Origin of the sequence: Herpetosiphon sp. NSE202 (genome assembly GCF_042688385.1) — a bacterium.
In the GTDB taxonomy this organism is placed as follows: domain Bacteria; phylum Chloroflexota; class Chloroflexia; order Chloroflexales; family Herpetosiphonaceae; genus Herpetosiphon.
This window is the reverse complement of record NZ_JBHUPY010000011.1, coordinates 197,665-222,207: the sequence shown is the minus strand read 5'-3', so window position 1 is coordinate 222,207 and position 24,543 is coordinate 197,665. Positions and strand designations below refer to the sequence as shown.

Below are 24,543 nucleotides of genomic sequence, written 5' to 3'. Positions count from 1 at the left end.
AGTGTCGTTTGAAGTTGTTGTTACGGCAACGTGTGAGTTTAGCCTTGGTCGTTGTGGCGCTCGCAGCATGTCAACAAGCCCCACAGCCCACTGCTCGCCCGTTACAAAATCAGCTAACTATTCTCGCCTTAACTCCGACAGGCACGGCTACTCCAACGGCTACGGTGACATTAACGCCTGCACCTGCGTCGCCAACTAGCGCGCCTTCGGTTACGCCAACTCGCACAGTTGGCCCGTCGCCAACCAAAGGTGCTACGCCAATCAATCCTTCAGCAGTTATTCCACAAACAACGCCACAAACAACGCCGCAAACAACACCGCTGAGCACGCCAACTGCCAATCAAAGCAGCAGTTTTTGCACCCAGAATTTTGGGGCGGTGAGTGATGAGCGGTTTAGTGCACGGCTCAATAATGCTGGGCTTGATCGCACGCCAAATGGCGATCGGCTCTTTTTAGAATTAACTTCAAACAGCGGCCCGGTCAACGGTCAAGTGCGCTGTGTGCCGCCTGCTGCCGCCCAGTTGCTCTCTAACGATAGCTCTATCGCCAGCGTCATCCAAATCGATTTGCCACTATGGCGACACGATGAGCTGTGGAGTTCGTCTTCGGTCACGCTGACCAAAGTTTTACGCCTCGATACCTTGCAACATGTGCGCTCGGTCGTCTCGCAATCGAGCAGCGATTCAGCAGGCGTGTTGATCGAAATTGGGCTTGATCAAGCCTTGCCATTTACCGTTCAGCTTAATGGCGGTCGCTTAAATGTCGTGATTGCCGATACTGCCAATACTGTGCTTAGCGATGATGCCCTGTCTAAGAGCAACGGCAAGCCAACCGCTCCCAAGCAGCCAGTTGTCTTTGCCAGCAAGGGCGATTTGTACCGCTACGAAAGCTCACGGGTCGTGCCGATTACCACAACCTTGGCCATTGAAAGCGATGTTGCGCTGAGTCCAGATCGCACCCAAATTGCCTTCTGTCGCGCTAATCCCGATGGCTTGCCAACCCAAGGCGCACTCTGGACAAGCACCATCGATGGCGATAACGAAACCTTGGTTGCCGATGTTGGCGGCTGTGCCGAGCCAGCTTGGGCGCTTGATGGCGGCGTAATTTGGTTTACTGCGCCGTGGAGTGATGCAGCGCCTGATAGTTATCGTTTGTGGCAAGTTACTGCCAATGGTGGCGATGCCAGCGCGGTCTCGCCGCTCGATGAGTGGAGCCGCCGCATGCCGCATGCCTTGCCCGATGGTTCGGTTTTGACGGTTGGGCATACCGATGGCGGCCAAGGCGCGTTGCTGATTAGCAATCCGTTGAGCGGCACCGATAGCTTGCTTGGCCAAGCCAGCCTTGGCAACTATGCGAGCGTTGGCAAAGCCAGCGTTTCTGCTGATGGCACACGGATTGCCGTCGAAGCCATTCGTGCTGATGGCGGGGCCGACTTGGTTGTGCTCGACCAGAGTGGCAAACAACTTGACTTGATTAGCGGCCAATGGTGGGTGCGCCCGCTGGCGTGGGGCAACGACAACACCCTCTACTACTTAAATGTAATTTGTCGCAGCGGCCAAGTGCTGAACTATAGCCTCCACAGCCGCCAAGGCAGCAAAGATAGCCAAATAGTCAAAGGCTCGACCCTTGGTGATTTAGGCTCAGTTGCAGTCGTTGATGATACGATGTTATATGTACGCTCTTTACAAGCGCCCGATACCGAGCGCGGCGCGCAGCCAGTGATTGGCGGGGCCAGCGAATTATGGCTGTATGATCTTTCAAATTCAGCCCGCACCCGCCTGATCGCTGCCGACGATGGCATTACCAGCGTCAAGTAAGCGCAAGCAAATCAGCGTTTGGGGCAAGTCACACGACTTGCCCTTTTTGTTAGCAAAAGATGGTGTCTATGTTTCAAGCAATGTATAGCTTGCCCGACCAGCCGTTGCGCAAACTCAGCAGCGTTGATGAAATTCGCGAAATGCGTGCCAGCGGCGAAGGCATGCTGTGGGTTAATTTGTATTCTTGTCAGCCAAGCGAATACGATATCTTTTTGCGCGACATGTTTCATTTTCACCCGCTTGCTATCGAAGATACGCTGAGCACTGGCTATCAACCGCCCAAGGTTGATGATTTTGGCGATTATCTGTTTATTATTGTGCATGCGCTTGCAGTGGGCGAAGATGTATCGCGCTTGAGCACCGATGAATTAAACTGCTTCTTAGGCCGCAATTTTGTGGTTACAGCCTCGCATGTGCGCTTAGCGGCCTTGGATTCAATTTGGGAACGGGCTGGCCGCGATGGGCGAATTCTTGAGCGCGGCGCTGATTTTTTGGCCCATGCAGTGCTCGATGCGATTGTTGATGAATTTTTGCCCTACCTTGACCGAATTGATGAGGAAGTTGATTTTTTGGAAGATAGCATTATTCAAGACCCCAAGCCTAGTGCTTTGCGCCGCATTTTGGAGCTGAAGCACAGCATTTTAGGCTTGCGGCGGGTTGTATCACCCCAACGTGAAGTGATGCAGCGGCTTTCGCGCGGCGAGTTCGATGTGATTTCGCGCAACTGTGAAATTTATTTTCGCGATATTTACGACCATCTGGTGCGGATTACTGACCTCAGCGAAGGCGTGCGCGACGTGGTTGGCAGCACCTTGGATACCTACCTCTCGGTTTCGTCGAACAAAATGAACGAAATTATGAAGGCGCTTACCATCGTCAGCACGATTTTCTTACCCTTAACGTTGGTTACCTCGCTCTATGGCATGAACTTTGAAATGATGCCTGAACTGCATTGGCGCTATGGCTATCTGATGGTGTGGGCAATTATGCTGCTGATTATCATCGGTATGCTCTGGTTTTTTCGCCGCCGCCGCTGGCTGTAAACCGATCCCCTCACCCCCCAACCCCCTCTCCCAATGAACGCGGGCGAGGGGGAGCATCCATTTTTCACCAAGAATTCCACGAATTGCACGAATACGTATTTTGAGCCACAGATTCCCACTGATTGTTGGAATTATGTTCTATGCTCTCTGTTCTATGCTCTTCATCCCTCATCCTTCATCCCTCATCCCTCATCCTTCGGTTCTCTGCGCCTCTGCGTTAAAATATTGATCCCCGAAGAGCACGAAGCGTGTAAAGAAAAATTATTGGGGCATAGCAATCACTCCAATAATCCAATACATAAATATTAGGGGGTGCTGGAGGATGAAAACCCCCGGCGTTTCCCTCCAGCGGAGGGACGGAAGGGTGGCAAAACGATGGTGAGCTATCAGGATTCAGGGGTCAGGAAAACGAAGGCTTCTTTTTTGCCAAGATTGACACAGATTATTGAGATTGAAATTCCGCTAGCCAATAGCTGTAATGGTTTATTAGGTTGGCACCCATGTTCCCTCACCCCCCAACCCCCTCGCCCACTGAACGCGGGCGAGGGGGAGCACGGGTTTTTACCGCCGTATTGCGCAAGAACCACGGCGTTAAAGCCCCTCGCCCGCCACGTGGGAGAGGGGTTGGGGTGAGGGGATCAGGCGGTGGTTAACCTGATGTATCAGTACAAATAGCCAATAGCCAATAGCCAATAGCCTCTTATCCATGAAAGAATTTCTACGAGCTAGCCACGTAGCTAGCTGATTGAGTTTTTCGCCCTAAACCCTTGCACTCGCCTGCGAAGCGATCAACAATTAATAAAGCCTCATCGTTTTTTCACAATGGTGACATTGTATGACACAGGGGCATGCGATAGTATCTAGGTGGAAGGTATTGTCGTCTACAGGTTAAAAGTTAGCGTTGGAATGACGATGTTGTTAGCAGAAAGCCAGCAATGCACCCGCGATCTCGTCTGATACTAAATCGCTGCTTTGAGGGAATCCTCGCGACCTATGCTCCAATTCCTAGGTTTGAGGGAACCAAACTTTCTGCATGGCGGTTATTAAAATATCAGGCTTCAGACCGACCAACAATCGGTTTATTTGCCCTGATCAACACAGCAACGCTCGGCTATACTTTGGGCATCCTGTTGGCAAGCCAAGCGCCTGGTGTGCTTGAGCGTTGTTCGCAGCGTCAGCGTTTATAGGGGGGAACCATGAGCAACTGGGAAAAAACGTTTGGTAAGCGCGAATTACCAACACCTCCAGCATGGGTCAATTTTTTTAGTCCACAGCAATGGCAAGATTTTCGCCAAATCGTGCAGCGATATTTGAAAAACCTCGGTTTGCCGGTTCGTCCCGAAAACCAAGGCTTTGTGGTGCTGGCCGATTATGCTGGTTGGACCAAAGACACCCGCATTGGGCTTAGCTCTTTGGCGCAAAAATGCTATGCCCATCCCCAATCGCAATGGCTGGCAGTTATTACCGATCACTTTGAGGCAATGCACAAGGGCTTTGAAAACGAAGTGCTCTTGCAAGATGAAATAGACGATTTTGAAAGTGTTCGCGATTTGTTGGCGATTCGCTTGTGGGCCTTGGAGCCTGAATTGCGCGAAAAGCTGATTTATCGCGAGGATTTGCAGGATGTTTGCTCGGTGTTGGTCTTTGATTTGCCAACAACCATTCGTAGCGTCAGCAGCGACGAGGCCGCAGCTTGGGGCAAGAGCGATGAGGAATTGTTTGCAATTGCCTTGGAAAACTTGCGCGGTCGCGAGCTACGCCTGACCGAACACGAGTTGGATGATGGGATCAATGTGCTGGCGATTACCGGCGACGATTTCTTGATTGGCTCGCAAAGCTTGTTGCTTGAGCACTATCCTCAATGTTTGGGCCGCTTTGGCACGTTGGTGGCTGTGCCCAATCGCCATGTGGTGTTGTGCTACCCAATTAATGAACCAATTGCCTTGGAAGCGTGGACAAGCATGCTGCCTGTGGTCGAAGGCATGTACTTGAACGGCCCTGGCTCGATCTCGAATCAGGTTTTTTGGTACGATAACGGCACATTCACCCATTTGCCGCATTCGCAAGAGCAGCAATCGCTGCGCTTATCGCCGCCAAGCACCTTTTTAACCACCTTCCAAGAGTAAACCTACCCATTGCAATTCAAGCGCCTGCTGTTGTCAGAGAAAGCCAACAGCAGTTTTTTTATATTCAGCGAGGAGCCAACGAATGAAATTACACATCCGTCGCTATCAAGCAAGCGATGCAGCGATCGTCTGGGAACTGCACAATTTGGGTTTGCAACTGATGGGCGCACATCTGGGCAATGGGCCGCGCGATGCTGATGTTTTAGCGGTTGAAAATTATTATCTGGCTACAGGCGGCGAATTTTTGGTTGGCGAATTAGCTGGGCAAGTGGTGGTAATGGGCGGTTTGTTGCCAACTGGCGAGCGTGAGGCCGAAGTTAAACGTATGCGCGTGCATCCCGATTTTTGGCGGCGCGGCTTGGGCGAGCACATGTTGCTTGGACTTGAAATGCGTGCGCGCGAATTGGGCCTAAATCGCTTGCATCTGGACACCTCAGTGCCGCAAGCGCCAGCTCAAAAGCTCTATCTGAAACATGGCTATCGGGAAATTGCGCGTGGCCAGATCGATCAACTCGAGATTATTTATTATGAAAAATGGCTCTGATTCGTTGGTTATGGGCAAGATTGCGCACATTTGAAAATGTGACATTTGTGAAAAAGATTATTAATCATTTACTCATCTTATTCGCTAGACAACTATTAATAATTAAAAGTATACTAGCGTCAATTCACCGATTCATTAAGGAGTATCCATGAAGAAACTGACGATTCGCAAGACCGAAACCATGAAAACGACCGCTGCGTTCTATGCTGGTGGCTGTGGTGGCCCAGTAATCATCATCCTGCCATAAACGTCGGCAAACCCAAAACCTCATCGAAGCAACACCTCTCCTATTTCCTGCCCTTGCTTCAAAACCCAACTTAACGCTCTAAAGTAAATACGATCATTTTCATTCCAATGAAGGATTTCCGTGAAAAAGATCACCATTCGTAAAGCTGAAACCTTGAGAACCACTGCGGCATTTTATGCTGGCGGGTGTCATTCAGGCGGTGGCGGAATTATTGTGATTCCCTAAACCTCGCAGCTACGACGATTTTGAAGCAACTCCTCCCACATCTTGCTCCACTGCTTCAAAATAATTGAGGATGATCGTCGCACATTTAACTATCATCTCACAAGGAGCAACCCCATGAAGAAAATCATCATTCGCAAAGCTGAAACCGTTAAAACGACCGCCGCTTTCTATGCTGGTGGCTGTGGCGGCTCGCCAATTGGCCCAGGCCGAATCCTGATCCCATAAGCACAACTCCATCCTCAAGCTATTTGCCCACCTCAATTCTTCCTGCCGCAAATAGTGCTTCAGATTTTATTTTGGCTCATTAACCTCCCATCATTACCATGGGCTTATTAGGAGTGTCACATGAAAAAGATCACGATTCGCAAGGCCGAAACCGTCAAAACAACCGCTGCCTTCTATGCTGGCGGCTGTGGTGGCCCACTTGTTCCAGGCCGCGGTGGCGTGTTAATCCCATAGGTTTTGCTTGTTGCTATTTGCATTTTTCGCTCTTTGCTCCCGCTGCAAATAGTTCCACAGATTCCCACTTGAATCGATGCGAAGCATCCCATTAACGCAATGGGTTTATTAGGAGTGTGTTATGAAAAAGTTGAGCATTCGCAAAGCTGAAACCCTCAAAACCACCGCTGCGTTCTACGCTGGCGGCTGTGGCGGCCCACCACGCCTAATTCCATAGATTTGGCCGTTTGAATTGTTTGCTTAAGGAGTGTGTCATGAAAAAATTGAGTATTCGCAAAGTTGAAGCGCTCAAAACCACCGCTGCCTTCTATGCTGGCGGTTGCGGCGGCCCAGGCGGCCCACCCCGCCAAATCCCATAGGCTTGGCCGTTTGAATTGTGTGTTTGCTTAAGGAGTGTGTCATGAAAAAGTTGAGCATTCGTAAAGTTGAAGCGCTCAAAACCACTGCTGCGTTCTACGCTGGCGGCTGCGGCGGCCCTCGCCAAATCCCATAGGCTTTTCGACTTAATAACGAGCAATTTTAGGAGTGTGTCATGAAAAAGATCACGATTCGCAAGACTGAAACCCTGAAAACCACCGCTGCCTTCTATGCTGGTGGCTGTGGCGGCGTTCGCTTGCCATAACAAATAGCGTCAATTATTGAAACTGATTAATTGTTATCAAGGAGCATTCCCATGAAAAAGATCACGATTCGCAAAACCGAAACCTTGAAAACCACCGCCGCCTTCTACGCTGGTAGCTGTGGCCCAATCTTCGCCCAACCATAGGCAACAAACCTCAACGATAAGGAGTGTGTCATGAAAAAGATTACGATTCGCAAAACCGAAACCCTGAAAACCACCGCTGCCTTTTATGCTGGTGGCTGTGGCGGCCCAATCTTCGCCCAACCCTAGTTTATTCGCCGAAATCTAAATTAGTGCTAAGGGGATTTCCAATGAAAAAGATCACCATTCGCAAGGCTGAAACCTTGAAAACGACCGCTGCCTTCTATGCTGGTGGCTGTGGCGGCCCAATCATCATCAGCCCATTCCCAGTGCTCGAACCATAGGTTTTTTGACTCGACGGTGTGTTAAGGAGTATCCATGAAAAAGATTACGATTCGCAAAGTCGAAACCCTCAAAACAACGGCGGCCTTTTACGCAGGCTCCTGCGACCCAATTGGCCCCGGTGGTCCCATCCTCGTTGGTGCATAAACTGAACCTGTGAGTGAGTGAGCAGGAGAAGGTTTTTAGTTAATCCCAACACTAGAAGGGTGGGCCTGGCGCTATGACAAGTATGGTTGCTGCCTCGACGAATCCTTTGTATACAGCATCAGCCTATGTTGATGTGTATCCATTTGTTCGGCAAGAGGAGAGCGAAGAAGAGTTATTAATTGGGCGCGTCGATACCAATAACTTCATTATGCTGCCCAAAGAAGCGGTTGAAATCCTCGATGATTTGGCGCATGGCAAAACTATTGGCGAGGCGCAAGCCCTGTATGCTGAACGCTATGGTGAAATTCCCGATTTGGTCGATCTCCTCGAACAATTAGAATCCGAAGGCTTTGTCCAGCCACTCCAATCGGATACTGTGCGCTTTGGCCAACAAGCGCCAACCAATACAGCCGAAGCTGTTGCAACCACACCCAATCAACCGCGCACTGTGCGCTTTCACTTCACGTTTTTTCCGGTGCGGCTTGCTCAATTGTTGTTCAGCCCAATTGCTTTGGCCTTGTATGCGATTTTTATTGGTGGTGCAGCGGCAATTGTGCTGTCTCAACCATCGATTGTAGCAGGCTGGCGGGCGATGGTCGTCGATGAGCAAATGGCGATCTTTACCTTAATCATCATGCTGCATGGCTTTGTGATTACCTTTTTTCACGAGCTTGGCCATGCGGTGGCTGCCCGCTCGCGTGGGGTTGATGTGCGCTTTGGCATCGGGCGACGCTTATGGGTGATTGTGGCCGAAACCGATATGTCGGCAATTTGGTCGATTAAGCGCAATCTGCGCTTTTTGCCAATTTTGGCGGGCATGGTGGTCGATTTGCTCAGCGCCGCGATGATGATTTATCTGGCGTTTATGCACCAGCGTCAAATCATTAATCTTTCGGATTTTGGCTATGTTTTGGTGCGGGCATTTATGTGGAGCTACCTGCTGAATTTGCTGTTTCAGCTGTATTTCTTTGTGCGCACCGATATTTATTATTTCCTCTCAACCTGGTTGCGTTGCTCAAACCTCATGGGCGATACCGCCAATTATATGATCAATCAGTTCAATCGTTTAATGGGTCGCCCAGAACCGCATAATCAAGCGGCAATTCCCGAACGTGAGCGCACAATTATCAAGCGCTACGCCTTTTTCTGGCTGATCGGACGGGTGCTTGCTTTCTATTCATTATTCTTCTTAACCCTGCCAATTTTATGGAGCTACGCCAGCATTTTGTTTGAACGGATGTTTGGTAGTTCAAGCAACAACCTGCAAGTGCTCGATTCGATTTTGGCAGCCATTTTGATCTTTATCAGCCAAGCCGTTGGAATCTTCCTTTGGCTTTGGAGCTTGATCCGCAGAAAGGTTAGCGTCGATGACATCTAAGAGCAAGCAATTAATCGTTTGGGTGGGCAATGCTGGCGCGCAACGAACCGCAGCCGCCCAAGCATGGCTAAACCAACAATCTGCGGCACGAACATGGCTGCTAAGCATGAATAGGGCCAATTTGGGCCACTGGGCTGGGCTGAATAGCTTTGTTAGCTCGCTCTTGCCCGAAATTAAGGCCCAAGCGCCTGAGCTATTGGTCAAATATGATTATGAATTGGCTTTGGTGCTGCCCCAATTGCAACGCGAATTGGCCGTGCGCAACCCAAGCCTGACTGATATTAGCAATCCTCAAGAGCGCACCCGCAATTATGCAGCCGATCGCGCTTTTCGAATTGTGCAGGGCTTGATCGATATGCTGCATGAGTTTCGCCAACATGCGCCCGACCAAGCTTGGGTGATTGTCTGCGATCAGTTTGATCAGGCTGGTTCGCTGGTCACGATGTTTTTCAAAGAATTATTGCGCCGCGCCGACCAACGCTTTGGCTTGACGATTGGCTTTTTGATTGAGCCAAACCCTGAGTTATTGGCCGAATATCAAAGCTGGGCCGAGCAGGTCGAGCTTATCAATGGCGATTGGCAAGCAGATCAGCCAGCGGCTGAATTAGATCCTGCTGAGGCCAAACAACAGCTTGAAGCGCTAGAGCGCGACCATACCTTTGATCCAATTGAAATTGAATTGCATTTGCCGCAATTGATTCAACTAGCAACCGCCGCCAACGAGCCACGCAAGCGGCTGGGCTTTATGCACGAAGGGCTTTCGATCTGCTCGACGCGCGGCTTGTATGCAGATGCGCTGTATTATGGCGAACCGTTACAAGTTGAGATGGAGCGCGATTTCCCTAAGAGCGTTGATTTTCGGCTAAGCGCCTATTTGAAGCTCTACAATTGTTATATTGGGCTAAAACAGGCCGAGCCAGCTTTGGCAATTGCCGAAACTGCGGTGAGCATCACCGATAATCCAGCTCGTTTATTTAGCTGGTATTACTTGATTGCGATGATTCATGGGCGTTTTGCAGTGCCGCGTGATTACGATCAAGCCGAGCATTACCTTAATTTGGGCATTGAAGCGATTCAGCAGGCCGACATTCCCGCCCAAGAAAAAATCTTTCAATCATCGTTTAATCGCAATGGCTTGGCATTAATTCGCCACTTCCAAAAACGGCCCTTGGAAGCGATTGAAATTTGCCAAGAATGTTATAAGCAGCTAGAAACTGGCTTAGATACTGAGGAACATAAATTACATCGCTCGGTGTTGCTCTATAACATTGCCCAAGTGTATGATTCGCTCAAAGATTATCCGAATGCGCTACACTATTATACCTTGACAATTGAAATGGACCCCAATTACGCCGAATATTACAACGAGCGCGCCAATATTTACCTGCAAATTGGCGATTATGCAGCCGCCGAGCGCGATTATCGCCAATCGATTGAACTTAGCCCGCCCTATACCGAAGTGTGGACTAACCTTGCCCAATGCTATCAGTTGCAAGACGAGTTTGAGCAAGCGGTTGGCGCATTTAGCCGCGCACTGGATATTGACCCCAACAACGTGGTGGCGCTTAACCATCGGGCCGAATGCTACGAAGCCTTGGGCCAAACTCAAGCCGCAATCGCCGACTATAGCGCTAGCCTGAAGCTCAAACCAAACGACTCAGGGATTGTGGCTAACCGCGCCATTCTCTATTATGAGCTTGGCGATTTAGCAGCATCGTTGGCCGATTTGAACACCGCGATTGAATTGCAGCCCGATTTGGCTGAGCTGTACGAAAATCGCGCGGTAGCCTTGGAAGCGCTCGAACGCTATCCAGAAGCCGAGCACGATCGCCAGCAAGCAATATTGTTGGCCAATGCCCACGAAGTCAATGCCTAAGTTCCCTCACCCCCCAGCCCCCTCTCCCACGAAAATGCGGGCGAGGGGGAGCACGCGTTTTGTATCACACATTACGGCAGAACCACGAGGTTAAAGCCCCTCGCCCATCGGATGGGAGAGGGGTTGGGGCGAGGGAACGCAAAATCCTTGCAAACTTATAAACCGCTGCAACTGAATCTTCATTTGTTGGCGAAATCATTGCTATACTGAGCCTCAAGGAACAATCCCTTGAGGCTCATTTGATTGAGGATCTGCCGATGCCAACCATATTTAGTCATGTTGCGCCAGCCTTGGTGCTTGGTTTGGCGCTTGGTCGCGAGCGAATTAGCCGCCCGTTGTTGGTTTGCGCCTCGATTGCAGCGATTAGCCCCGATTTTGATGGGATTAGCTTTTGGCTGGACATGCCGCGCGGCACGTTGTTGAGCCATCGCGGTTTTACCCATTCGCTTGGCTTTGCTAGCATGATTGCAGGGTTGGGGGCGATCTTCGCGCCGCATTTGGGCTGCAAACGCTGGGTTGCGGCATTGGTGCTATTTCTGGCAACCTTCAGCCATCCGCTTTACGATATGCTGACCAATGGCGGCAGTGGCGTGGCGCTGTGGTGGCCGTTCAGCAGCCAGCGAGTCTTTTTCGAGTGGCGGCCAATTGCGGTTGCACCAATTAGCGCGGCGCGGCTTTTTTCCGAGCGCGGCTGGAATGTGTTGCTCTCAGAATTACGCTGGATTTGGCTGCCATGGCTGGGGCTTGGCTTGATTGTAGCTTGGCTGCGGCAGCGCTATGATACGTCCAAAGCGCAGATTCGTGCGTAGCATAAGCAATCTCGATAGTGTGGAGCGATGACGAACATGGCCCAATTTGATGCGATTGTTGTTGGCGGCGGGCATAATGGCTTGACATGTGCCTGTTATTTGCAAAAAGCTGGAATTAAAACCCTTGTGATCGAACGGCGACCGATTGTTGGTGGCGCGGTTTGCACCGAAACCATGTTTGGTGGCTATAAGATGGATGTTGGCTCATCGGCCCACATTATGATTCACCTCACGCCAGTGGTGCGCGAGCTTGAGCTGCACAAATTTGGCCTCGAATATATTGATATGGACCCGTTTGCCTGGTATCCATTGCCCGATGGTTCCGGCGCGATTGAATTTTGGCGCGATTTAGACAAAACCTGTGCTTCGATTGAGAAAATTTCGCCCAAGGATGCTCATGCCTATCGCCAATTTGTAGCGCTGTGGGGGCCGCTCAACGAAGGCGTATTTGATGTATTCCTCAAAGCGCCATCGCCTGCCAACCTTGGCCGTCAGATGTTAACTGGCCAATTCAAGGGCGAGAAAGGCACGCATCCGCTGGATATTCTGCGGCGTTTGTTTACCTCGTATGGCCATTTGATCAACGAAACCTTTGAAAGCGAAGCCATGCGCGCCGCCATGGGCTGGTTAGCGGCGCAATCTGGCCCACCGCCGCACGAAATTGGCACTGGCGATTTTGCTGGCTGGCATTCGATGCTGCACGAAAGCGGTGCGAAACATCCGCGTGGTGGCTCTGGCATGTTGACCCAAGCGATGGCTGCGCGTTTCAAAAGCGATGGTGGCACATTGATGCTCGATGCTCCGGTTGAGCGAATTATTGTGCAACATGGGGTGGTGCAAGGAGTTGAATTAACCTCAGGCGAAATCTACAGCGCACCAATGGTTATTTCGAATGCCCATGTGCAAACCACCTTGCTCAAGTTGGTCGAGCGTGCGCAACTGCCGAATGGCCTCGCCGAGCGGGTTGGCCGGATTCGAGTTGGCAATGGCTTTGGGATGGCAGTGCGTTGTGCCGCCGATGAATTGCCCGATTATTTGGCCGCGCCTTCTGGTGGCCGCCCGCATCCATCGCATCATGGCTTGCAACTGCTTTGCCCATCGATCGATTATCTTAATCGCGCGGTCAGCGATTATGATCGCGGCGTGCCAGCCAACGATCCGGCGGTGATTGCTATGACATTTAGTGCAATCGATCCTGATGTTGCGCCCAAGGGCAAGCATACGCTGTTTTTGTGGGGCCAATATCACCCGTATGAATTAAGCAATGGCGAAGATTGGGATAGCATTGCCGATCGCGAGGCCGACAAACTTTTAGAAGTGGTGTATCGCTATGCGCCAAATATGCGCGGCAAAATTAGCAATCGTTATGTGCAAACTCCATTAACCTTGGAGCGAACCTTTGGCATGCTACGCGGCAACGTGATGCATGTCGAAATGTCGTTTGATCAAATGTTTGCCTTCCGTCCGCTGCCTGAGCTTTCCGAATATCGCGTGGCTGGGATCAAGGGCTTGTATCTGACTGGCGCGAGCACCCATCCTGGTGGCGGCGTATTTGCGGCATCGGGCTATAACACTGCCCAAACTGTGCTCAAAGATCGCCAGCCATCACGCCAATGGGTTGGTTGGACGCTTGGCGCGGCGGCGGCCTTAGGCGCAATTGCTTGGGCGAAAAAGAAATAAAGCTATTGCAATAGCTGCTCAGCGATTGATCCAACTGAGCAGCTATTGTTTATTTAAGGCTGAATTGTCGCTTCAAAAACGCTAATTGATAAGGTTCGCGGGTCGGCACCTGGTTGTTGCAAGCTTGGGTTAATACCTGCTTCGTGGGGTTTGAAACGCAGTTTATAACTTTTTTGGGCTAAATCGATTGGCAGTGTGAAGCTTTCAACGGCTGTGCCAACATTCAGCGTTGCCAACAATTGGTCATCGAGCAAAATATCGACCGCCTGCGGATGATCAAATGCTACCAATTTCAATTGAAGCTGGGCTTGCATCGGGCGAGTGGGATATAGGCCCAAGGTTGCGCCAGCGTCAGCATCTTTAATCCAGCGATGTAAATCATGCTCGCTGCCCTCAAGCTCATACCAACCAGTACCTAGTTCCATCAGGCTCGTCAATGGCTCGCTGCTTGGTTGCCAATCCAGTCGATAGGCCACCAGCGTTTGGTCGTTGGCAATTTCGCTGGCCTTGGCTCCAGTGAGCGCTTCAACTTGCTCCAACGTCGGCACTTGCTGATTCGGCATATCCGATTTGCGGTAGTACAAGAGGTAGCGCAAATTAAAGTAGCTGGTGGCGGCCAGCGGTTGTTGCACCGGAAAAATATCCTGCGCTGGCAAATTAAGTTCTGGTTCTTCCAAGCCACGCACGAGCCGAATATCAAAAATTGGAATTCGTGGCACGGGTCGCGCCAACACGCCATCAATAATTGGGCGCTGATGGATGGTTTGATAATACATAGCAAACCACGCGCTGTTGGTGCGCCGAATCGGCATGTCGAGCACGCTGCCAGCGATTGGATCGGCGGCAATTTGCTCATACACCGGATGATGGCTTGGTTGGAGCAATGGCCGCTGGTTTGGCCAACTATCAACGCCAATTAAGAGTAGCAAAACGGCGCTTGCTAGCACATGCCAACGCGCTTGCCAACGCTTCAGCAGTGCATCCACGCCCATGGCCGCCAACACCGCACAACTGATTAACGTTAAAACGATAAAGCGATCGGGGTAGCGCCCAAATTGGGCAATTGGCAAGAGATTATAAATTTGATACAAGCCATAGCGTGGGCCGAGCGCCAGCCAAAATGCCCCAAGCCCCAGCACAATCCAGCGCAAGCCTTGTTTTTTGGTCAACACCACGCCCATTACGGCCAGCACCAAGCCAACAATGCCTAAATAGGATAATGTTGAGCGTTGAACGATTGCCAAAGGTGAGATTGCCCGCTTGCTCACTTCCTCAACGCTGCGAATCAAGACCGGATTATTGGCCGCCTGGCTCAACATTGGAAGCAACATCAATGGCAGAATCACGACTAAAGTTACGCCACCGATGATCAGTGGAGCGCGTAGACGTTGCCAAGTCTGTTTAAGGCTAAGTGGTTGCTGCCCCAGATCAAATCCAAGCCAAACGAATGTCCAGAGTAATGCATACATCGCCATATACAAGCTCGAAAACAACACCGCCAGCAAAGCCAGAATTGCCCAGGCAATCCGCCCGAATGAGGGTTGTTGGCGCACCCGTTCGTAGGCCACGAAATAGAGCGGCAACCATTGCATATTCCACAATTCAAGGTGATTGAGGGTGAGGTGGCCAAAATGGAATGCCGAGAAACTGTAGATCATGCCCGCCAAAAAGGCGCTGCGCGGCGAGCATTGCCATTGGCGGCAGAGCAAATAGACTGCATAGCCGCTGAGCACAAACGAGCCAAGCGCCAAAAAATTATAGGCTGGAATCACGCCCCAAATAGCGATAATCGGTAGCGCAATGATTGCGTTGGTAATGCTCAAGGGGTGAAAATAGAGCGCAGCGCCATTCGGTGTATACAGTTGGTCGGTAAAAAAAGGCGATTGGCCAGCAAGCAGGCTGCGATACACATGGTCAAGATTCCAGAGCTTTTCCCATAAATCTTGGGCTGCATCGCCAGCACCCGAAGGCACATGGGTTGCAACATTGCCAATCAACGGATAGGTAGCGATGATTGCAAGCAGCAGATAGCCCAAAAGCACAAGACAATGAATTAAGCGTTGCGACACACTGAATCCTTTTTAACTAATCAAACAGCGCTAGCATACCATAGGCACGGGATGCGAGAGACGAAACCAAGAAGGACACGAAGAGCACGAAGGAACGAGGAATTAAGGTAACGAAACCACGAAGAGCACAAAAAGCACGAAGCTATTAATGTGGGGAATAGGAAGCATAGCAACAATCCACGGAGAAACATTAGGGGGTGCTGGGGGATGAAAACCCCCGGCGTTTCCCTCCGGCGGAGGGACGGAAGGGAGGCGAACCGATGCTGAGGAATCAGCGATCAGGGACAAGGCTATAGGCTATAGGCTTTTGGCTAGCGGAATATTTTTGCAAGCAAAAGATATGTTCCAATAACCAATAATGAATCGCCTCATTTTCTCTGCGCCTCTGCGTTAGCGGATTGATCCACGAAGAGCATGAAAACAAATCATTGGGGATCAGTAAACATAGCAACAATCCACGGAGAAACATTAGGGGGTGCTGGGGGATGAAAACCCCCGGCGTTTCCCTCCGGCGGAGGGACGGAAGGGAGGCGAAAAAAGCCATACTTATTAAATACTACAAATGTTGATTAAAGACGTAACAAAGGGCTAAAACTAAACTCCGTGGCCAGCAAGCAGCATAAAAATTGACAAAGTATTAAGCTTAGGCTATGCTTGCCATAACTGCGTGGACTTGGCAACGCACATTCATGTCATCATGCATATGCAGATAGCCTTGATTGCTATCAGCAACCAAGTACCATTCGAGGAGTCTTCTTTCCATGACAGAGAAGCGAACTCCGCGGCGACGTGTCCAACGGGCCCAAACGCAAAACAACGCCGAAGTTATTTTGCTACCAGCTCCTAACCACACCACTACCGCATTTCGCCAAAAATCTGATACAGGCCGGATTGAGTCACTCAATCAAGCTGGCCGCTCAGCCCAACGACGACGCAAGCAAGAACAACGCGCAGCTTCGATCGCGCGATCTTCGCTAGCTCAAATCGCTGGCACATCAACACGTGCTCCAGTAGCAATTCCCGAACCAAAACCAGCACGGCGTTCGCTCAAGCTTGCCGCCCAATCGGTGCGTCAGCGCTTACAAATTCAACGTCGTTTAGTCGCGCATAGCGTCATTCTTTTGGCTGCCTGTGTGGTGGCTTGGGGTCGTGGCTTTCCACTCAATCCCGCTGCTGATTCGACAGATCATGCAATTCCTGAAGTTTTAGCCGCCGCTCAGTTGGTCGATGAAGTTGAAGCAGGTAATTTCCAACGTGTCGTCATCCCCATTTCTGCAACCCAGCCCCAAAGTGTTGGTGGTGGCGAGCATGAAGTTGTGGTCGATGTTGGCCCTGCCTTAATCAAACCAGCGCCAGAGCGTGGCCCTGCCTTTGTTGCAACTCACTTGGTTGCCAACGAAGAAACTATCGCCGATATTGCTAGCAAATATACAATCACTCCAGAATCGTTAATTGCGGCCAATAATTTAACTGGCCCAGTTGCGATTGGCGAAACGCTGCGGATTCCGCGGGTTTCAGGCGTGCCCCACACCGTCAGCGAAGGCGAAACGATTACCGATATTGCCGAACGCTACAGTGTTGGCGCTGATGTGATTATGACCTTCCCGCCCAATGGCTTAGATCAAGGCCAAGCCTTGGTTGCTGGCCGCGAGATTTTCGTGCCAGGTGCATCGCTAGCGGGCGTGCAAAATGTCTCAGTCCGTGGCGCAATCGATTCAATCAACCAAAAATCGCAAGCAGCAGCCATTGTACTGGCCGACCGCACCAACTTGCGCGAAGGCCCAGGCACTGCCTACGAGAAAATCGTTAAGGTCAATGCTGGCGAGCGTTTACAGCTGATCGCTAAGCACGAAGAATGGGTCAAAATTCTACAAACTGATGGCAACGTGGCTTGGGTTGCTCGCGAAGTTGTGAGCATTCCTGCTGAAGTTTGGTCGGTTTTGGAAGAAACCGATAACTTTCCACCGCCACCACCACCGCCACCAGTCTGGGTTTGGCCAAGCTATGGCGACCTAACCTCGGGCTTTGGCTATCGCAACTTTAGCGTTGGCCGCTTCCACAACGGCATCGATATTGCCAACCGCAAAGGCACGCCAATTTCGGCAGCTCGGCGTGGTACGGTTATCGAAGCTGGCTGGTGTAGCGGCTATGGCTATTGTGTCAAAATTAGCCATGGCTCTGGGATGGTCACCGAATACGGCCATATGATGTCGAATCCTGTGGTTTCCGAAGGTCAAGAAGTCGAGGCCGGACAGTTGATTGGCTATATGGGCAGCACCTATGATCGGGCTGGTGGCGGCTATTCAACAGGCGTGCACTTGCACTTCACGATCAAAATCGATGGTACAGCAGTTAATCCGCTGAAGTATCTGCCATAAACCAAACGAGGTTTGAAGCAGCGCCAGTGCAACTTGCATTGGCGCTTTTTTATTCCCTCACCCCCCAGCCCCCTCTCCCACTGAACGCGGGCGAGGGGGAGCATCCGTGGTTCACCAAGGAATTGGGGGAAAACCAAGATGTAAAAGCCCCTCGCCCATTCGATGGGAGAGGGGTTGGGGTGAGGGAACGTAGCTTCAAACTACGCTCGACCTAGTTGCAAAACTTGCTGGCTGCGTTCGCGTCCGCTGGTCGTTAACTCAAGTTGTTGGCCTTGGCAACGCACCAAACTGCGCCGCTGAGCCAAATCAAGCACGCGCTGAGCAAACTTATTGTTCCATTGTAGTTCGCTTTGCAAATGGCTAATTGTGCTTTCGTTAGCTGCTTCGGGGCTGCCTTCGTGCTGCAACAAATGCACGAGCAGCGTATCTGCTGCGAACTGAATCCGTTGGCGGGCCAAACGCCGAGCGCGGGCAACCAAGCCCTGTTTGGGGCTAAACAACAAGGCCAAGCCAAATTCTACCCCTGTGATGGTGGCAATTGCGCCTGCAACCGAGCCATTGAGCATAAAGGCCAAGCCAAAGCCAAGCACTGCCGCGATTGCTCCAGCGCCAATCGCCAAGCCAATCATCCATGGCAAGCGGTCGGTCAGCAAATAGGCAGTGGCCGCAGGCACAATCATCAAGGCCACCACCAAAATTGCCCCAACTGCGGTAAACGCCCCAACTGTGGTAATCGAAACCACCGCCATCAAGCCATAGTGAATCAGGATTGGCGAGAAGCCAAGGGTCGCCGCCAAGCCTGCATCAAAGGTCGCTAGCTTCAATTCTTTATAAAACACGCTGATAAAGATGAAGTTGATCAGACACAAGCCACCCATAATCCACAGCGATTGTGGCCCCAAATCGGTTTCGCCAATGTACCAATGATCGAAGCCCACAAATTCGATGTTGCCATACAGCACTGCATCGGCATCAAGGTGCACATCGGCATAATATTTCGAGACGAGGAAGGTTCCCAAGGCAAACATGGCTGGAAACACAATCCCAATCGCCGATTCGCCGCCGACCCGTTGGGTATTTTTGAGCAATTCTACTAAGCCGACGGTAATTAATCCGGCTAGTGCTGCGCCAAAAAAGCCCGCCAACAAACTTGGCCCTTGGGCGATGAAATAGCCCGCTACCAAGCCTGGCAAAATCGCATGGCTAATCGCATCGGCCAACATCGCCATGCGCCGTAGAATCAGGAAACAGCCAAGCGAGGCACAGGCAGCCGCGACCAAGATTCCGGTCAGAATAATTGCAAACGTGCTACTCATGGCTTATTCTCCTTTGACTGGCTGGGCTTCGCGATTGCGCGGCTCATGATTGAGAGCATGGCTTTGGCGCAATTTGGCCCAAACCAAGCCGCGAGCTGGCGCAAACAATAATGAAATTGCCACAATTGCGGTTAGGCTGAGAATGATCATCGGCCCAGTTGGTACGTGCTGTTGCCCAAGGCTCAGCATTGTGCCAGCAATGCCTGCCGCTGCGCCAAACACGCCCGAAAGCAGCAACATCACGCTTAATCGATGCGTCCATTGGCGGGCTGCAACCGCTGGCCCAACCAACATCGCCGCCATTAACACCACGCCGACGGTTTGCAAGCCAATCACAATCGCCACCACAATTAAGCTGGTGAGCAAAATGCCCAAGCGGTTGGGCGCAAAGCCAAGGCTGGCAGCAAAGGCCGGATCAAACGCCAACAACTTAAATTCTTTATACAGCAACACCAAACAGCCCAGTGCCAAACCACCCAAAATGCTCATTGTCAGCACATCGGTTGCAACCAAGGTTGCCGCTTGGCCAAACAAAAAGCGATCAAGCCCAGCTTGGTTGGCATCGTTGCGCTTGGCAATATAGGTCAGCAGCAAAATCCCTACGCCAAAAAAGACGCTCAGCACAATCCCCAAGGCGCTATCTTCGCTAATTCTGGTGTCGCGCACAATTCGATTGATTGTGAGTGTGCCAACCCAACCGGCAATGCCCGCCCCCAGCAAAAGCACAATCGGCGCTTTGGATCCAGTCAACAAGTAGGCGATGGCGATGCCAGGCAGGGCTGCGTGCGAAAGCGCATCGCCGAGCAAGCCTTGGCGACGGAGCACCGCAAAACAACCCAAAATGCCGCTGACAATCCCCAGCACCATCGCGCCCAAGGCCACATTACGCAAGGTGTAATCGCTAAATAGATCGAATAGGCTCATGCAGCACCTCGAATCAAGTTTTGGGTTCGGCCACCATAGGTTTGGCTGATATTTTCTGGTGTCCAAGTGGTTTTCATGGGGCCTGCGGCGATCATACGCACATTCAGCAAGGCCACCCAATCGAAATATTCTGGCGCTGAATCAAGGTCGTGGTGCACGCAAATTACGGTTTTGCCATCGGAGCGTAGTTGTTGCAATAAGCTGATGATTGCGCGTTCGGTTACTGCATCAACGCCCACAAATGGCTCATCCATCAGATACAGCTGGGCGCGTTGGGCCAAGGCCCGCGCCAAAAAGACCCGTTGTTGCTGGCCGCCGCTGAGTTGGCTAATTTGGCGTTGGGCAAAATCGGCCATGGCGACTTGCTCCAAACAGTGCAAGGCCCATTCGCGGTCGGCCTTGCTTGGCCGCTTGATCCAACCAAGCTGGCCATAGGTTCCCATCAAGACCACATCCAAGGCATTGGTTGGAAAATCCCAATCGACGCTGGAGCGTTGTGGCACATAGCCAACCATTTGGCGGGCTTTGGCATAGGGCTGGCCAAACATCTGGACAGTGCCAGCAGCGATTGGCATCAAGCCAAGCGTGGCTTTGATCAAAGTCGATTTGCCAGCGCCGTTTGGCCCGACAATTGCCGCCAACACGCCGGTTGGCACGCTCAAATCAATATCCCACAAGACCGGTTTATCTTGATACGCCACAGTCAGGTCGTGAATTGCCAGCGGTTTTGCATTTGTGTTCATAATGTTTGGCTCCTGTATGAGGGGTCAGTGATTAGGGATCAGGGGTCAGGATTAATAGCTATTTCATCTTTTCTTCTCTATTTCCGACTGAACTTTGATCCCTGAATCCTGCTCCCTCGTAACTACTTCAACGCATTCACAATTGTTGTGATGTTATGGCGCACCATGCCGATGTAGGTGCCTTCTTCAGTGCCAGCGTTGCCCATGGCATCGGAGAATAATTCGCCGCCGATTGCCACATTCCAGCCGCGCGATTGCACAGCCTTCTGCACTGCATTAATGGTGGTTTGCGGCACGCTGGATTCCACAAAGATAGCTTTGATCTGGCGGGTTTGAATAAATTCGGCCAAACCCTGAACATCGCCTGCGCCTGCTTCGCTGGCAGTGCTCAAACCTTGCAAGCCGCGCACTTCAAAGCCATAGGCCGAACCAAAATAACCAAAGGCATCGTGGGCTGTAATCAGCACGCGGCTTGAAGCTGGCACGCTGGCAATCAGCTCGCGAATCTCTTGATCAAGCGCGGTTAGTTCTTGGGCATAGGCAGCGGCGTTGCGTTCGTAATCGGCGGCATGCGCCGGATCGTAGCTCGCCAAGGTTTCGGCAATCACACCAATCGTATCGCGCCACAACAGCACATCAAACCAAATATGTGGGTCGTAGGAATCGTTGCCGGTTGAATGCAAGCGACTTGGATCGAGCTTGCTGGTGACGGCAATCGTGGGCTTTTGGCGATTGAGCTTTTCGAGCATATCGGTCATGCGGCCTTCAAGCTCCAAGCCACCATAAAACACCATCTCAGCATCATCGAGAATCCGCACATCGCCAACGCTTGGCTTGTAGAGATGCGGGTCAACGCCAGGCCCCATCAAGCCAAGCACCTCGACATGCTCACCGCCAACATGCTTAATCACATCGGCGATCATGCCAACCGTTGCTGCCACTTTGATCGGTGGATTTGGTGTGGTTTGTTGGGCAAAACTGCTCGGGCCGCAACTTACCAGCAACAGAACGAGAAGCACTAAAAGCTGTTTTCGTCGCATACAACTACCTCATTTTAATAAGACAACAAACTATTTAGGCATGCCTAAAAGCTTTGACTAAAAAAAGAGCGCTAAATTGAACGCTCTATTTGAACTTGAATTCTGGTTGCTAAGCGCGAGTCGAGCACCTGTTGGGTTTGCTGCTCGCCCACGTTCAAGGTTAAGGGGCCGTCAAACGGGGCGCGGGCCACAATCATCACAATGCTGTTGGGCGTTAAGCCAAGATCAGCCAAATAGCGCAAGCGCGCTGCATCGCGATCTTCAACTTCGACGATGCGGGCAATTTGGTTAAGCTCTAATAAGGTTAATGAGCAAGAATCGCGCTGCGGAATGCTACCGTCGCGGGCCGGAATTGGCGAACCATGCGGATCAAATTGGGGATGACCCAAATATTCGGCAATCCGTTCTTCGAGTGCTTCCGAAAGCACATGCTCCAACACTTCAGCCTCGTCGTGCACTTCATCCCACGACATCCCAAGCGCTTGCACTAAATAAAGTTCAAGCAGCCGATGATGGCGAATCATCTCAAGTGCAATTTTCTCGCCGATTTCGGTTAGGCGCACGCCAGAGCGCGCTTGATAATCGACCAATTCCAAATTTTCGAGTTTTTTGACCATCTCGGTGATGGTGGGCGCACTAAAGCCAAAATAACTAGCCAGCCGACCGTTGGAGACAGGCGCTTCCTCTTGTTGCAGGGTATAAATCGCTTTGACATAATCTTGCACGCCTGCCGTAATTCGCATAAGCTCACTAATCCTTTCATTTAGGTACTACCTAAGTATAAAGTTGATTGTGGTTAAATGTCAAGCAGGGAAACCACGAAGGACACGAAGGGCCACGAAGCAGGGAAACCGCGAAGGGCACGAAGAGCGCAAAGGTTAAGTTTTGAGCCACGAATTGCACGAAGATATATTTTTTCGCCACAGATTTTTAGGCTATAGGCTATAGGCTATTGGCTTTTGCGTTCATCCCTCATCCCTCATAATTCATCCTTACGCCCTCTGCGCCTCTGCGTTGAGTTTTCGCCACGAATTGCACGAAGATGTATTTTTTGCCACAGATTGGCACAGATTTTTAGGATTACATTCTTGCTGACCCATAGCCTATAGCCTGATCCCTGAAACCTGATCCCCAGCCCCCAACAACCGATCCCCATCTATGCTCTATGTTCTATGCTCTATGTTCTTCATCCTTCATCCTTCATCCTTCATCCTTCTATTTACGGAAACCCACTACCCATACTCAGTAAGCTGCCGATTAAAATGAACAGCAAGGCCAGAATATAGCCTAGCAAGGCCAGATTAAAGGCCACGCCACGGCCAACTTGATACCAGCGATAGCGTTGCTGGGCCTTGGCTGCGCGGCTCGTCCAGTGCAGAATTTGGGGAATTAAGCGCATGGCTTGATCAAAAAGCTGCTTGACTGCTAGCTCAGGAGTTGCCAAATCGACCTCAACCAGCGCTAAACGATGCTCTTCGACATATTCGCCTGGAGCCAACCACTCGCCAGTTTTGGCATCGCCAACAAAGCGATTGCGATAGCGCACTGCCTTGCAAACCAGCCGAAACTCCAGCGTATTGCCATGAATTGCCAGCACAAACGTGCCGATTAGTGGTTGCAGTTGAAAAACTTTGCTGGTGAGGTGGTCGCGCACGATGATTGGCACAATCACCGAATAGCGATCGGCCTGAATTTTCGCATGGGGAATTTCCGTGCAATGCTCAAGCTGGGTAGCTCCCAGCGCTTGCATAAAGTGGGGTAGATGTAGTTCAATCAGTGGGCGCACAAGGCGAGCGGTGGCGCGGCTTTGCAAATCGCTTTCGGTTTGGCGAATCCGTTCGATCTGCTGCTCTAAGCGCCAGCGTAAAATCCGTGCTCGTTCCATAACAACCACCTAGGTGATGGAAGTTTGCTAGCTGATAGCCCGTTTACGTTCAGCTAAACGCTGCTCGATCTCTCGATCTGCCACAATTTGGTCGGCCTCAAAATAGACTTGGGCCACAACCAGCCAGGCCCAAAATAAACAACTCATCAACAGCCACAAGGCTGCCAAGAGCCACCACACCGCCACTGCCGGAATATGCGTAAGTTGCCAGAACCACCACCCAGCTCCTAGCGCTGGCAGATAAATTGGCAAAGTAACCAAGCGCGCTTGGAGGTAAATCCAACGCCCATTATTGCCAAGCGCCCGCCGCAGGCTTGCCCGACCTAGAGCTTTTTCCACCGCGCCATCGCGAGCAAAAAAGAGCTTGCTAACAGGCGAAAAACTGCCTAAGAAGCTTACACCAAACAGCGTGCCAAGAATGATGAAGGTGAGGCTGGTGGCAATCGTATTATTATCGCCAACGATAAATGGCACAATCGCACAAAACAAAAACACGGCGGCAACCAGTTGCGGAAACACGAAATAGACAAAATCCATCACCGTTGCCAACAAACCCATCACCGCTTTATCGCCGAATTGTCGCCATGCAGGCAGTGGCAGCCGATAGCCCCGCGAACTATTATCGAGGTGCTCAATCACTAACCCTTGCGGCCAAATAACCCCAATGATCGTTGAGCCAAGCAACCCGCCAAGCGCAACCTTGGGCAACCATAAACGGTCGCTCCAAACAGTACGCAAGGCGGTTTGTAAAGCTCGCAAGGGCTGAAATTGTTCTTCGGCTGCCACTGGCAC

Annotated in this window: 17 protein-coding genes; 9 read left to right on the top strand and 8 right to left on the bottom strand. The window is 51.2% G+C overall.

From position 1 onward, the window contains the following. The first annotated feature begins 8 nt into the window (after positions 1 to 8). The 8 genes from ACFMKP_RS14315 to ACFMKP_RS14280 all read left to right on the top strand — a co-directional run bounded on the left by ACFMKP_RS14315 (position 9) and on the right by ACFMKP_RS14280 (position 13,396). Positions 9 to 1,817, top strand: a complete 1,809-nt coding sequence (locus tag ACFMKP_RS14315) for a TolB family protein (RefSeq protein WP_382292636.1) — start codon at positions 9 to 11, stop codon at positions 1,815 to 1,817. A 68-nt stretch (positions 1,818 to 1,885) separates the two neighbouring features. Continuing rightward, positions 1,886 to 2,860 carry a magnesium/cobalt transporter CorA gene (gene corA / locus ACFMKP_RS14310; RefSeq protein ID WP_382292635.1) on the top strand — a complete coding sequence of 325 codons (975 nt, stop codon included), beginning with the start codon at positions 1,886 to 1,888 and terminating at the stop codon, positions 2,858 to 2,860. A 1,196-nt stretch (positions 2,861 to 4,056) separates the two neighbouring features. Next, positions 4,057 to 4,986 carry a hypothetical protein gene (locus tag ACFMKP_RS14305; protein WP_382292634.1) on the top strand — a complete coding sequence of 310 codons (930 nt, stop codon included), beginning with the start codon at positions 4,057 to 4,059 and terminating at the stop codon, positions 4,984 to 4,986. Positions 4,987 to 5,068: 82 nt separating this feature from the next. After that, positions 5,069 to 5,530 carry a GNAT family N-acetyltransferase gene (locus ACFMKP_RS14300; protein ID WP_382292633.1) on the top strand — a complete coding sequence of 154 codons (462 nt, stop codon included), beginning with the start codon at positions 5,069 to 5,071 and terminating at the stop codon, positions 5,528 to 5,530. A gap of 2,196 nt (positions 5,531 to 7,726) precedes the next feature. Continuing rightward, positions 7,727 to 9,031: a site-2 protease family protein gene (locus tag ACFMKP_RS14295; protein ID WP_204755591.1), complete on the top strand. Its 1,305-nt coding sequence runs from the start codon at positions 7,727 to 7,729 to the stop codon at positions 9,029 to 9,031. Continuing rightward, a complete protein-coding gene (locus ACFMKP_RS14290; protein WP_382292632.1) occupies positions 9,021 to 10,907 on the top strand; it encodes a tetratricopeptide repeat protein in 1,887 nt (628 codons plus the stop codon). The genes ACFMKP_RS14295 and ACFMKP_RS14290 overlap by 11 nt, the downstream gene beginning before the upstream one ends. A 257-nt stretch (positions 10,908 to 11,164) precedes the next feature. Further along, positions 11,165 to 11,716, top strand: a complete 552-nt coding sequence (locus tag ACFMKP_RS14285) for a metal-dependent hydrolase (RefSeq protein WP_382292631.1) — start codon at positions 11,165 to 11,167, stop codon at positions 11,714 to 11,716. A gap of 27 nt (positions 11,717 to 11,743) precedes the next feature. Next, positions 11,744 to 13,396 (top strand): phytoene desaturase family protein, encoded by a 1,653-nt coding sequence (locus ACFMKP_RS14280; protein WP_382292630.1) that lies wholly within the window; start codon positions 11,744 to 11,746, stop codon positions 13,394 to 13,396. A 53-nt stretch (positions 13,397 to 13,449) separates the two neighbouring features. Here the strand turns inward: ACFMKP_RS14280 and ACFMKP_RS14275 are convergent, their stop codons facing one another. After that, positions 13,450 to 15,465, bottom strand: a complete 2,016-nt coding sequence (locus ACFMKP_RS14275; RefSeq protein ID WP_382292629.1) for a hypothetical protein — start codon at positions 15,463 to 15,465, stop codon at positions 13,450 to 13,452. A 761-nt stretch (positions 15,466 to 16,226) separates the two neighbouring features. On the opposite strand from ACFMKP_RS14275, the gene ACFMKP_RS14270 reads away from it, so the two are divergent. Further along, complete coding sequence (locus ACFMKP_RS14270; RefSeq protein WP_382292628.1) at positions 16,227 to 17,843, top strand: peptidoglycan DD-metalloendopeptidase family protein; 1,617 nt, start codon at positions 16,227 to 16,229, stop codon at positions 17,841 to 17,843. A gap of 200 nt (positions 17,844 to 18,043) precedes the next feature. Here the strand turns inward: ACFMKP_RS14270 and ACFMKP_RS14265 are convergent, their stop codons facing one another. The 7 genes from ACFMKP_RS14265 to ACFMKP_RS14235 form a co-directional block, all read right to left on the bottom strand. Beyond that, positions 18,044 to 19,159, bottom strand: coding sequence for a metal ABC transporter permease (locus tag ACFMKP_RS14265; RefSeq protein ID WP_382292627.1), 1,116 nt, complete (start codon positions 19,157 to 19,159; stop codon positions 18,044 to 18,046). Between the two features lie 3 nt (positions 19,160 to 19,162). Then, entirely contained in the window at positions 19,163 to 20,083 is a 921-nt protein-coding gene (locus ACFMKP_RS14260) for a metal ABC transporter permease (protein ID WP_204755598.1), read from the bottom strand. Next, entirely contained in the window at positions 20,080 to 20,826 is a 747-nt protein-coding gene (locus tag ACFMKP_RS14255) for a metal ABC transporter ATP-binding protein (protein WP_382292626.1), read from the bottom strand. Before ACFMKP_RS14255 ends, ACFMKP_RS14260 begins: the two co-directional genes overlap by 4 nt. Before the next feature lie 122 nt (positions 20,827 to 20,948). Next, the gene (locus ACFMKP_RS14250) at positions 20,949 to 21,866 is read right to left on the bottom strand and encodes a metal ABC transporter solute-binding protein, Zn/Mn family (RefSeq protein WP_382292625.1); all 918 of its coding nucleotides are present in this window, start codon (positions 21,864 to 21,866) and stop codon (positions 20,949 to 20,951) included. A 71-nt stretch (positions 21,867 to 21,937) separates the two neighbouring features. Next, entirely contained in the window at positions 21,938 to 22,609 is a 672-nt protein-coding gene (locus ACFMKP_RS14245) for a metal-dependent transcriptional regulator (protein ID WP_382292624.1), read from the bottom strand. Between the two features lie 476 nt (positions 22,610 to 23,085). Then, entirely contained in the window at positions 23,086 to 23,751 is a 666-nt protein-coding gene (locus tag ACFMKP_RS14240; RefSeq protein WP_382292623.1) for a hypothetical protein, read from the bottom strand. 27 nt (positions 23,752 to 23,778) lie between these two features. Further along, positions 23,779 to 24,537, bottom strand: coding sequence for a DUF4013 domain-containing protein (locus ACFMKP_RS14235; protein ID WP_382292622.1), 759 nt, complete (start codon positions 24,535 to 24,537; stop codon positions 23,779 to 23,781). Between the last annotated feature and the right edge of the window lie 6 nt (positions 24,538 to 24,543).